Annotated in this window: 9 protein-coding genes; 6 read left to right on the top strand and 3 right to left on the bottom strand. The window is 52.9% G+C overall.

Annotated elements, in window-relative coordinates:
• A partial coding sequence (locus ACLW56_RS20995) for a transposase (protein ID WP_330982744.1) occupies positions 1-354 on the top strand: 354 nt, incomplete at its 5' end.
• A gap of 81 nt (positions 355-435) precedes the next feature.
• Here ACLW56_RS20995 and mngB read toward each other — a convergent pair.
• Positions 436-3,069 carry a mannosylglycerate hydrolase gene (gene mngB / locus ACLW56_RS21000; protein WP_330985646.1) on the bottom strand — a complete coding sequence of 878 codons (2,634 nt, stop codon included), beginning with the start codon at positions 3,067-3,069 and terminating at the stop codon, positions 436-438.
• Between the two features lie 22 nt (positions 3,070-3,091).
• The gene (mngA, locus tag ACLW56_RS21005; RefSeq protein WP_330985647.1) at positions 3,092-5,008 is read right to left on the bottom strand and encodes a PTS 2-O-a-mannosyl-D-glycerate transporter subunit IIABC; all 1,917 of its coding nucleotides are present in this window, start codon (positions 5,006-5,008) and stop codon (positions 3,092-3,094) included.
• Positions 5,009-5,212: 204 nt separating this feature from the next.
• Here mngA and ACLW56_RS21010 point away from each other — a divergent pair, with 204 nt between their 5' ends.
• Positions 5,213-5,929, top strand: a complete 717-nt coding sequence (locus tag ACLW56_RS21010) for a GntR family transcriptional regulator (protein ID WP_330985648.1) — start codon at positions 5,213-5,215, stop codon at positions 5,927-5,929.
• A gap of 45 nt (positions 5,930-5,974) precedes the next feature.
• Here ACLW56_RS21010 and ACLW56_RS21015 read toward each other — a convergent pair whose 3' ends face one another.
• On the bottom strand, positions 5,975-6,730 hold the full coding sequence (locus ACLW56_RS21015) for an oligogalacturonate-specific porin KdgM family protein (RefSeq protein ID WP_330985649.1): 756 nt from the start codon (positions 6,728-6,730) through the stop codon (positions 5,975-5,977).
• 439 nt (positions 6,731-7,169) lie between these two features.
• Here ACLW56_RS21015 and ACLW56_RS21020 point away from each other — a divergent pair, with 439 nt between their 5' ends.
• The 4 genes from ACLW56_RS21020 to ACLW56_RS21035 are packed head-to-tail and all read left to right on the top strand — an operon-like array spanning position 7,170 to position 11,988.
• Positions 7,170-8,429, top strand: coding sequence for an MFS transporter (locus ACLW56_RS21020; RefSeq protein WP_330985650.1), 1,260 nt, complete (start codon positions 7,170-7,172; stop codon positions 8,427-8,429).
• A 26-nt stretch (positions 8,430-8,455) separates the two neighbouring features.
• Positions 8,456-9,661 carry an alginate lyase family protein gene (locus ACLW56_RS21025; RefSeq protein ID WP_330985651.1) on the top strand — a complete coding sequence of 402 codons (1,206 nt, stop codon included), beginning with the start codon at positions 8,456-8,458 and terminating at the stop codon, positions 9,659-9,661.
• Between the two features lie 21 nt (positions 9,662-9,682).
• Positions 9,683-11,617 carry a heparinase II/III family protein gene (locus ACLW56_RS21030; protein ID WP_415378053.1) on the top strand — a complete coding sequence of 645 codons (1,935 nt, stop codon included), beginning with the start codon at positions 9,683-9,685 and terminating at the stop codon, positions 11,615-11,617.
• 47 nt (positions 11,618-11,664) lie between these two features.
• Positions 11,665-11,988, top strand: a complete 324-nt coding sequence (locus tag ACLW56_RS21035) for a cupin domain-containing protein (RefSeq protein ID WP_330985653.1) — start codon at positions 11,665-11,667, stop codon at positions 11,986-11,988.
• Positions 11,989-12,011 lie beyond the last annotated feature (23 nt).

Consider the following 12,011-nt stretch of genomic DNA (forward strand, 5'->3'; position numbering starts at 1 on the left):
CGGCACGTGTGGGAAGAGGCCAGGGAGAAGGCGGATGAACTGCGGCTGACGACATGGGGCAAAAAGGTGTACGCGCGACGCAAGGAGACGGTGGAGCGCAGCTTCGCGGATGCGAAACAGCACCACGGTCACCGGTATGCGCGGTATCGTGGGTTGCGGAAGGTACAGATACAGTGCTGGCTTGCAGCGACAGCGCAGAATATGAAGAAGATGGCGCTGCTGGCGCTTCTTTACTGGCTTTTTTGGGTGTTAAAGGCCGCTTATGAGGGATATGTGAGGCCGGAAAGGTCGGGTGAGCGCGAAAACAGAGGGATGAGAAAAAATATCGCGATCGCGACCTGCGGTCGCTCATAAAACAGAACCCCACGAAAAACGCGGGGTTCGTCAGCAATCTGAGGCCGCGCAGTGCGCGGCCTTGACTCGTTTGCCGGGATATTAAGCAATCTTAAAACGCCAGGTCCGCGACTGGCTGGCGGCAAACGCCACCGGCTTGTCTGCCATCTCACAACCCTGTGGCAACGGCTGCTCATCCATTCCGGTCTCGATGCCTTGCAACTGGCACTCGTTGAACGTCACGCGAGTTTCACACGTTTCGCTGTCAGACGGGTTGAACAAACGCAGAACCAACGCTTCGCTGTCTTCTGCCTTCTTCATGGCACTCAGCTGGCAGCCTGTGGCCGGCAACGTAAACAAGCTGTAGTTTTCTGGCACCGTGATCGCGGTGCGGTTGAGTTTCATCGCATCCCACGGGATTTTATTGTAGCACTGCACCGGCGTCAGCCAGCTTTTCGCCTGCTGAGCCACGCCAGCCTCTAACGGCGAGCCGCTGAAGGGCAGCAGACTAAAGCGACAAACCAGCTCTCCGTGAACCTGCGAGTCCGGCACCGGCATTTTGATGCCTGAAGGACGACCCGGACGTAACAGCAAATCTTCTTTGCCCAGCAGCCCTACCCCGCGAAGCAGCGTGAGCGCAAACGTACTTTTCTCTTCGCCAATAACTTCAACTTCACGCAGACCTTCACTGAACAACGCCAGACCGAAACGGCCATTTTGCAAAGCGGCATAGTTAAGGAAATTCCACACAGGCACCGGTGCTTCCTTCCAGCCTTCCGCTTCCCAGACGTTCATCGCTTCATCCTGAACCGGACGCGAGAGCGATCCGAACTGAGTGTCTGTCAGCACACGGTCCGATTTATAAGGCACAGGAATACGCACGCGTACGCGGTGATCATCGGCCTGATTAACAACTTTGACGTCAAATTCCACCCGGCGGCTGTGATGGCTCAGCACAATCGTGGTTTCAAACGTCAGAGATCCGCTGGTTTTGCGAGCAGAACGTTCGGCCAGATTGGCTGGCACCGCCATCGTCGTGCGCAGGACTGCCCTGCTCTGCCAGGCATCGTGAGAGACAGTATGACGATGTTTACCCTGAGCGCTGGTCAGCAACCACTCTTCACGTGAAAGCGAGTAGTCGTACTCATCGCCATCATCAGAGCCGTCTTCAAACTCCAGCACGCGGTCATAAACCAGCCCGCTCTCTTTATCTTCCAGCTTCAGCGTACCGTCACCGTTGAGCGTGATTCGCCAGTAGCTGTTTTCCAGCAGCGCATCGCTGGCCTTCGGCACCGGCACTTGCGGCCCCTCTTCGCCCGCCACGATTTGCAACGTCAGCCAGCCCATCGCGGGCAACACCTGACGCAGCTGAATGTCGTACTCCATGAACGGCTCGTAGTTACCGTAATGGACAATCTGACGGTCCACCAGCCCAGGGTCTATTTCACGTTTATCACGGATGAAGTACGGCACGTCCTGCCCTTCCCCATCCACAATACGGAATTGACTGGAGCGCAGACGAAGAGTGGTATTCACCACTTCATCACGTGACCACGGCATCAGGTTGAACAGCGTCAGTTTGTCGCCCTCGCTCTGCGCCATGTTGTCGACGATTTTACGCATATAGAAGGTTATCAGGCTGTCGGCCATGTCTTCCGCCAGCCAGAAGCGGCTCATGATTTCCCGGTGAACCTTGTCGCTACAGCAGCAGCCGATGCTGTCGTGCGCGTGGTTTTTGAGGATCTCTTTCCACATTTTTTCCAGCAGGCCATGGTGATACTCAAAACCCAGTGTCCAGGCGAGCGTGGCCAGCGGTTCCAGCAAGTTAACGATTTTATTCTCAATACGCGCATGGGCGATTTTGATGTCCATACGCGTTGAACCGATGGTGCGGTGAACGCGCATGTATTTGCCGTCGTTAAACTCACCGTTCAGCGTCGCCAGTTGCTCTCGCTGCTGTTCGATACGCTCGAACACCTCTTCAAAGCGGCTCATCACGAACTCGCGCTGCGGATAAATTTCACGCAGCTTATTCATCACCGCGAAAATGTTCTGCTGGAGCGGCATCTGGTCATGGCCGTTTGGCAGCAAAATTTCTTTGGTTTGCGAGGCTTTCTCCAGCACGTCAAAGTAGCTGTCGAGACGTTTGCGTAACCCCGCTTCGTCCTCCGGTAAGTACTTACCAATCGCGTAGCCCAAGGGCAGCACCTGCGCGACCACTTCGCTGCCGTCCTGGCTCTGCCAGAGGAACTCCGTTTTGTCCGTGCCGTGACGCTCAGAACACCCACGCCAGAACATCGCGCGTTTAATGCCGAAACCGTTATAGATGTGCGGCAATTGCCCGGACATACCAAACGAATCGGGCAGATAACCAATCTTCATCGGTTCGCCAAACGCGAGGCAATCGCGCATGCCGTACATCAGGTTACGCACAATCGACTCCCCCGCCACAACGGTGGTGTCCGTCTGCGTATACCATGGGCCGATAATCAATTTTCCGGCCTCTACCAGCCTTTTCAGGCGCTCTTTGTTTTCCGGTTTAACCGCGAAATAGTCCTCAAGAATCGACGTTTGCCCATCGAGGACGTAATACTTGTACTCTTCATCCTGCTCCAGGCGAGTCAGGATCTCTTCCATATTGTTGACCAGCAGAATGCGCGACTCTTCGGTGGTGAAATACCACTCACGGTCCCAGTGCATGTGCGGGGTGATGTGAACGCGAGATACAGCTTTCATCTTCGTTTCCTGTTCAGTTCTGTTAAGGCATTACGCTGTCTGGAATGTATTTTCCGGTTTTGACCGCCTGGCGACGCCAGAGGATCAAGATGCAGGTGGAGATGGCTGCGCCGATAAGGGCAGAAGCAAACCAGCCAGTGGCAGCGAGCACACCGCCAAGCCCACCGTCATGCAGCAGGAACAAGGAGAAAATCCCTGCGCCCGGCGTAGAGAGACCAATATTCAGGGAACCCACCATCGCGCCAGTAACCATCGACCCCATCACAAACGAGCCAATGACGCGTACCGGATCTTCAATCGCCATCGGAATAGCCCCTTCGGTGATCCCCGCTAAACCCAGCAGCCAGGTGGATTTTCCGGTTTCAATTTCAAAGGTTTTAAACAGCCGCGGCGCAATCATCGTCGAGGCGGTGACGGTAAAGGCTGAGACCATTTTGACAGAGGCAAAAATCGCATACGGGCCATAAACACCGTTCGCCATCGCGCCAAGGCAGAAGGCATAGGCCGCTTTATTGACGGGGCCGCCAAGGTCAAAGGAACACATAAACCCAAGGATTGCGCCCAGCAGCAACGCGTTGGCACCTGACAAACCATTGAGCCAGGCAGTCAAGCCGTTGTTAATCCACGCGACCGGTTCACCGACCACAAACAGCATCAGGCTGCCTGCGCCGAGCGTACCCAAAACTGGATAGAGGTAGAAAGTCAGGAAGCCGTTGTAGCGATTGCTCAGGCGAATATGTGACTTCACCCAGCGCATCAGGTAACCGGCAATCAAACCGCCCGCGACTGCGCCAAGGAACCCTGAACCAATCATGTTGGCTGCAAGTCCGGCGGCAAATCCCGGTGCCAGGGCTGGTTTATCCGCCAGTGAATACGCGGTATAGGCAGCCAGCACCGGCACCATCAGCGTGCCCAGCATGCCGCCGCCTAATTTGCGGTACATCCACAGCCACGAATTTTCCTGATCGAATAAATGCTGAAGCCCAAGCATTTGTGCCAGCAACACAGCCACCGCCAGCACAGTGCCGCCAGCAACAATCAGCGGCACGGCGAAAGAGATCCCGCTCAGCAACGCCTGTTTCAATTCAGTCTTCACACTCTGTTTTTGCTGAGTGTCTTGCTGAACTTCGCGAGTTTCGCTTGAGGGCTTCAGTGCCAGCGCTTGCTCAATGAGTTTTTCAGCATGACGAATCGGCTCAGCTACTGGCACGGTGAGGGAAGGGATTCCGGCGAAACGTTCCGATTCTTTGATGGCGACTTCCGCAGCGAAAATACAGGCCTGAGCAGCGTTAAGTTGCTCAGCCGTCAAACGCCCTTCAATCCCGTTCGCGCCCTGCTTCTCGACATACAGATTGACGCCAAGCTTCTGCCCTGCTTTCTCAAGGTATTCCGCCGCCATATAAGTGTGGGCAATTCCAGCCGGACAGGCCGTCACGCAGACGAGAGTCGGCGCGCTCTTATCCATCGCGCTGTTCGATTCGCTCTGAGGCGCATCCAGGGCGGCAAAGAGTGCTTCAGCGGTAGTTGCCGAACAGACGGCCGCTCGAACGTCATCGTCCACCAGCCGGGTCGTCAGCTCAGTCAGCAACTGCATGTGCGTAGAACCCGCTTCCGCCGGTGGGATGGCAAGCAGCACAATCAGGTTAACGTCTTCTTCACCGTCAACGCCTTCCCAGAGGATCGGGCGTGGCAGCGTGGCGACGGCGAAGGCGGCCTCGTTCACCGCCAAACTTTTGCCATGCGGAACGGCAAGCCCTTCGCCGAGCGCCGTTGGACCTTCACTTTCGCGAAGGTGCACATCACGGAGGAAAGCCTCCAGATTGTTGATTTTACCGAGCGCAGCCAGCCGTTCGGCCAGCGCGCGGATGGCCTCGTCACGACTGTTAAACGTCGCTTGCAGACAGAGGGCATTCGGGTGCGTTAATGCTGTCAGGTTCATCACGATCCTCACTGTGAAGGTGAAAAAAACAGCCCAGAGCTGTTAAGTTGCCTTTATCCTGCCAGATAAAATAATACATTTATGTGATCACTTTCTCTATTACACATAATTTGTATTTAAATTGTATTATTTACAACTTCAATAACCCAGGCATAATTCTGCCATTGGTATTATTGATGTATTGCATTCGGGAGCAGTAAAACGATGGCTAGGAAACCGATGTACCGGCAGATTGCAGACACTCTGCGCGAACGCGTACAGCAAGGCGTGCTAAAACCAGGCGATGCGCTGCCCACTGAGTCTGCGCTGCAGGAAGAGTTTGCTGTCAGCCGTGTGACCGTGCGCCAGGCACTCAAGCAGCTCACTCAGGAAGCGATCATCGAAAGCATTCAGGGCAGCGGATCCTACGTCAAAGAAGAGCGGGTGAATTACGATATCTATCAGCTCACCAGCTTCTATGAAAAACTGGCCGACAGAAATGTCGATACCCACAGCGACGTGAAAGTGTTTGAAGCCATCAACGCTGATGATGAGCTGGCCGACACCCTGCAAATCTCATCGGGGGAGAAAGTCTGGCACGTGAAACGCGTGCGCTTTATCAAGCAAAAACCCGTCACTCTGGAAGAGACCTGGATGCCGCTGGCGCTGTTTCCGGATTTAACCTGGGAAGTGATGGAAAACTCCAAATACCACTTTATTGAGCAGGTAAAGAAGATGGTTATCGACCGCAGCGAGCAGGAAATTGTGCCGGTGATGCCTTCCTCCGAAACGGTAAGTCTGTTGGGATTAGATCCGACACGCCCGATACTGGAGAAAATTTCCCGTGGCTATCTGAGTGATGGACGTGTTTTCGAATACAGCCGTAACGCGTTCAAAAGCGACGACTACAAATTCACCCTGGTGGCGAAGCGTCGCCGCTGAAAGCCCTGCCCGGCGCTCAACTGCCGGGCAAGAACGCTTCATGGCTTAAAGGGTAAAGGTCATCCCGATACGGTAGCGAGATTCGGCGATGCAGTTCTCCCCTTCGTAAAAGCCCTGTTTATCCAGATAATCATATTCCACATACGGGCTAAACCAGCTGTTCCATTTATAACGCAGTGTAAAAGCATTTTCGATAGCCCATGACTTATCGTTTTTATATTTATAATTATCATTGACGTGTTTATACACCGTTCCCTGCCACAGCACACTCCATTGCGGATTAACTTTGTAACCAAGATACACATCCAGACGGTTCACGCTGTCGCGGTGCGATTCTCCTTCTCCGTTGCTGGTTTCGTAGGTGTTATAATCGTAGCGGTAGCGTATGCTGGTATTTAAATCCTGGGTGATTTTATAATTCAGACGTAAATAAGGTCGAATTTGCGTGCCGCTGCTGCTCCAGTGATAAATACCGCCTGGCTGAAAACTCCATTTATCACTTAACGGGATCGTGTAATTAGACTCTATTTCGTTATAGTCTGTTTTGCTGTCACCGAAAGAATGCGCGCCGTCTGATTTATCCGTTCCATTACTCCCTCGGCCATTGTTCTTGTTGTTCTTGTTGTCGGTTTCGATACTCGCCCACCAGCCCGTTTTCCATCCCTGGCTAACCTTGTAGCGCGATTCATAGGAGTGACTGCCTTCCCGATAGCCCCCACGAACATCAAAGGTCAGCGCCTGACTGACGCAAGGATAAGCCGCTGCCACTGACAATACTATGCCTAACCATTTTTTTTGCATAATGCATTCCCTTTGTATTTTTAACTATAGACTTCACCCTGACTTTTCAGTCCTGAATCAACATTTCATGCCGGACGGATAATATTCATTAAAAAAACCAGGTCACGCGAGATATAGCCAAAACAAGATCACCGCCACAATTTTTATTGAAATAACGTTTTATTTTTATTTTAATGAAAAACAGATCATTCCGGTCAATAACCAAAATAGAAGCATTCACGTTTTAAATGCGTTTATTTAAAAAAACAAAATTGTCATAAAACACGATAATTAAATTTTATAATCATGCTCAAAACGATGTGGGTATCGCCTTTTTTTATAAACATAAAACTGTGATGAACGTCATGAACGGCGATCGAAAATTGCCATAACATAAAATGAAATTGCGTTTTATTTTTAAATAAACCTAATTCCAACACACCCTACGGACAACGACATCATGAAGATAAAAAAACTGCGTTGGTATATTATTTCCCTGGTCATGCTGGGGACAATCATCAATTATCTGGCGCGCAGCACCCTCGGTGTCGCCGCCCCGGAGATGATGAAAACCCTGCATCTTTCCAGCGAGCAATATTCGTGGATTGTCTCGGTGTTTCCTTTCACCTACGCCATCGGCGGGATTGCCTGTGGTTTCATCATCGACAAGTTTGGCCTGCGCATCAGCTTCGCGGTGCTGGCCACGCTGTGGTCATTGTGTAATATGCTGACCGCACTTTTTAGCAGCTGGCTGCCTATTGCCTGCCTGCGCGGCGGTCTCGGCCTGACAGAAGCGGCGTTTAACCCGGCGGGGATGAAAGTGACCGCGGAGTGGTTCCCGGCCAAAGAGCGTGGGCTCGCCTGCGGCATTTACAGCCTCGGCACCTCGCTGGGCGCGATGCTGGCACCGCCGCTGGTGGTGTGGGCCATCCTCAACTACAACTGGGAAATGTCCTTCGTTGTCACCGGTGCGCTGGGGATCCTCTGGAGTCTTTTGTGGCTGGCCTGCTATCGTGCGCCGGAGCAGCACCCGGCCCTTATTCAGGAGGAGTATGACGAAGTCCTGGCGGACCACCGACTGACGGAGACCACGGAAAAAGCGACGCTCGGGTCGATGATAAGAGACAAAAATCTGTGGGCCATTTCGCTGCCGCGCTTTATGGCCGATCCGGCCTGGGGCACTCTGCATTACTGGATGCCGCTGTATCTGGTGACTGTCCGTCACATGAACCTGAGTGAAATCGCCATGTTCGCCTGGCTGCCCTTTCTGACTGCAGATTTAGGCTGTCTGGCCGCAGGCTATATCTCGAAATTTCTCAATAACCGCGGCGTGCACATCATCAACGCCAAGCGCATCACCTTCACTTTTGCGGCTCTGCTGATGCTGGCGATGGCGGCGGTGGGCTACGTCGAAAACGTCTATGTGGCTATCGCCCTGTTCTGCATTGCCGGGTTTGCTCACCAGTGTCTGTCGATTACCGTGATCAGCATGTCATCCGATCTGTTCCCGAAACAGAAAGTCGCCACTGCCACAGGCTTTGCGGCCTTTACCGGTAGCATGGGCAACTTCGCTTTCAGCCTGTTCCTCGGCGCGATGGTCGCGGTGGTTGGCTACAATATGTTCTTCATTGGATTAGGGATTTTCGATCTCATCGGCGCAGCGTTCTTGTGGGTGCTGATCAAACGTCCGACAACGGCCTTTACCCCTGCCGTGGCCTGATTGTTCTCGTTAATAAGGATATCGTGATGAAAGTTAAGCTCTTGCTGCTGTCCGCGCTGCTGGGATCCTCCTCGCTTTACGCGCAGAAAAGCACCTGTCTGACCTATGACTGCGCGCAAATGGAGGTGATCAAAACTCACCTCGTCGAAGGCGATACGACTCTGGCTCCGGCCTGGCAGGCTTTACAGAAAAAAGCAGACGAGGCGTTAACGCACCAGCCCTATTCGGTCACGCAGAAAAAGCTGCTGCCGGCCTCCGGGGATAAGCATGATTACTACAGTTTTGGCCCTTACTGGTGGCCGAACCCGGAGACCAAAGATGCTCTCCCCTATGTGCGCAAAGACGGCCAGATAAATCCGTCATCAAAAACCGATGACACCGACAGTAAGCGCATGGTGCAGTTTTCTGACGATGTTCGGGCGCTAGCGCTGGCCGCGTTTTACCGTGCCGACAAGCGCTATGCACAAAAAGCCGAAGTCATGCTGAACACCTGGTTTGTCAATCAACAAACCCGAATGAACCCCAACCTGAATTATGCTCAGGCGATCCCAGGAAGAGTGAATGGCCGGGGGATTGGCATTATTGACACCCGTGTGCTGATAGACGTCGCCGACAGTATCGCGTTGCTGCACTATGCAGGTTTTCTGTCTGACGAGCAGGTTCAGGGTTACAAGCACTGGTACTCTGCCTACACAAGCTGGCTCTTGACCAGCCCTAACGGTCAGGAAGAAGCAAACTGGTACAACAATCATGGTGCCTGGTACGACACGCAAGTCACCGCCTTTTCCCTGTTCAGCGGCAACAAAAAGCAGGCCGACCAGCAAATTGAGGTGTTTAAGCATCGTCATCTGATTTCGCAAATCAACAGCAAGGGCGAGCTCTCCGCTGAACTGGAACGCACGCGCTCATTCCATTACGCCAACTTTGCCCTCGCCGCCTATGCCCGGATGGGCCGCTACGGCGAACAAACCGGCAACGATGTGTGGAATTTCCAGCTCGACAGCCGCACCACCAAAAGTGCCTTCGCGTTCATCAGCAGCCAGGTGGGTAAACCAGCCAGCGAGTGGCAATACCCGGAGCTGAAATACACGCCGGAAGAGGCGATCGGCCCGATGCTCGCCGCCGCCCGCGCATACAAGGATGCCACCTTCGTGCAAAGCGTCGACATCCTTCGCAAAGTGGACGCAAAGAATATCAACTTCCTGACGCCCGGCTCCGCGCTGGTCAGATAATTCGTTCCTGACAGGTAAATGATGAAACAATTCACCGCTCAACAGATTGAAAGTGCACGCCAGAAAGTCACCCCGGAGATAATTCAGGGACTTATCGAGGGCAACCGCGAGGTTATCAACAATGACACCCTGGTTCCGCAAACTGGCTGCGCCACCTGGAACCACTATTTTTATTGCCCTGAACACAGCGTGCGCCTGCTCTGGGACCGACATTCTCCGAAGAAACACCGTTGTCCCGTGGATGGCGCTGAATTTACCGGTGAGCCTTACTCTGGTGCCTGGTGGCGATGGCTTAATGGACTCAATGCCAAAGCCTGCTATGAGCTAGGGCTTCTTTGGCTATTGACCGACGACGAGCGTTATCTCCACAAGGTCATTGATATTCTGATGCAGTACGCCAGGTACTACCCTGATTACGAGGAACATGGCGGTATCCCCTACAATGGCCCGGGGAAAGCCAATGCGCAGACGCTCTGTGAAGCCAACTGTCACGCTGATTTTGCCCGCGGATTCGATATTGTCAGCGCAGTATTAACCGCCGAACAGCATGACTCTATTTCACACCGCTTGCTCCGCTGCGGGGCAGACTTCCTGATGCAACATCGCAGCGATCAGATTCACAATCATGAAGTCAAAATTAATTCAACGATTGGCATCATCGGCGTCCTGCTGGATGACGAACGCTATTTGAATGTTGCGGTTAACAGCCGCTACGGTTTGCGGTATCAACTGGAGCATGCCCTGTTGCCCGGTGGCCTGTGGTTTGAAGGCTCACTGCATTATCACTATTACGCCCTGCAGGGGTTTATGGCCTTTGAGAAATTTGCCCGGAACAGTGCCTGGAGCCTGCTGGATAAACCGTTCTACCCCGAGATGTTGTCGCTGCCGCTCACGCTGCTGATGCCAGATATGACGCTGCCAAAGGTGAATGATTGCGTTAACGGTCAGGAGAAACTGAGCCACGTTGATCTCTATGAATTTGCGTACAGCTACTATGGGAAACAAGAGTATGGTCAGTTGCTGGCGTATCTCTACACCGCCAGACCGCGCGATAACATTGACGCTCTTTTCTACGGCCAACCACTTCCTGAGATGGCGTTGAGCGCTCCCGAGGGCAATGAGCACAATCCCGAAGCTGGCTTCACGCTACTCCGTCCAACGCCAGGTCGGGCCGTGTGCATTAAACATGGCCCCTATGGCGGTGAGCACGATCATTACGACAGGCTTAATCTCATCGTCTTCAACAACGGCAGTGCACTGTTTCCGGATTTAGGCACCACTGGCTATGGCGCTCCGCTGCATTATGGTTATTACAAGAATACATTTTCGCACAACACGCTGTGCGTCAATGCACTCAACCAGCCCCCGGCACACCCGCGGGTGATAGCTTACCAGTCACAGGAAAAAGAGACGCGTCTCATCGCCGAGGTAGACTGGTGCAGCCACGCAGCGTTACCTGACAGCAAAACTCGGGTGGAATGGGATGAAGAGTCTTACCGGGATATCGTCTTTCGTCGCACGGTTGTGGTGACTGAAAATCTGCTTGTTGATAAATGGGACGTCGACAATCCTCATTGTCAGTGTGTGGATGCGGTCTACCATATTGATGCCCCGGCCACGCAGACTGGACCACAGAAAGACGCGAAAACAGGTTATCCCTACGTTAGCCAGGCGACAGAGCAGCCACTGAAGGGGAAAATTGAGGTCCGCTACCAGAGCGATACCCCGGTTTCTGTCACCTGTTATTCAACGAACCCGACCACGTTAATCAAAGCTCAGGGGCCGAATAACCCTTCAACATCCCTGATCGACTCTCTGTTAGTACGCAGCCACGATAAGCAATTTTGCGCTGTCTTTGTTACTGATTTCACGGGCAGTGGCAAAATTGATATTGTGGAAACCGACGAGGGCATCACAGTTATCGACATGACATCAAAGCAGCAATACCGCCTCTGATAACACAGTCAGGGCTAAAAAATTGACTCCTCAACCAAGGTGAAAAAATGTTTGTTTTCAACAATCAGACCCAACTGGAAGACGTAGGTAATGGTGTAACGCGTCGGATCCTTGCCCATGCAGGCAAGATGATGGCGGTGGAAGTGCACTTCGAGAAAGGCGCCATTGGCCCTCTCCACAATCATCCTCACGAGCAATTGACGTATGTGTTATCCGGTGAATTTGAATTCACTATCGCCGATGAAACACATATCGTCAGAGCAGGCGACACTCTCTACAAAAAGCCCCATGTCATGCACGGCTGTGTGTGCCTGCAGAAAGGTGTTTTGCTGGATACCTTCACCCCAATACGTGAGGATTTCCTGCAATAAACCATGAAAAAAGGCCATCCGAA

The sequence above is a fragment of the Pantoea sp. sgz302252 genome (assembly GCF_047713085.1).
Lineage (GTDB): Bacteria > Pseudomonadota > Gammaproteobacteria > Enterobacterales > Enterobacteriaceae > Scandinavium.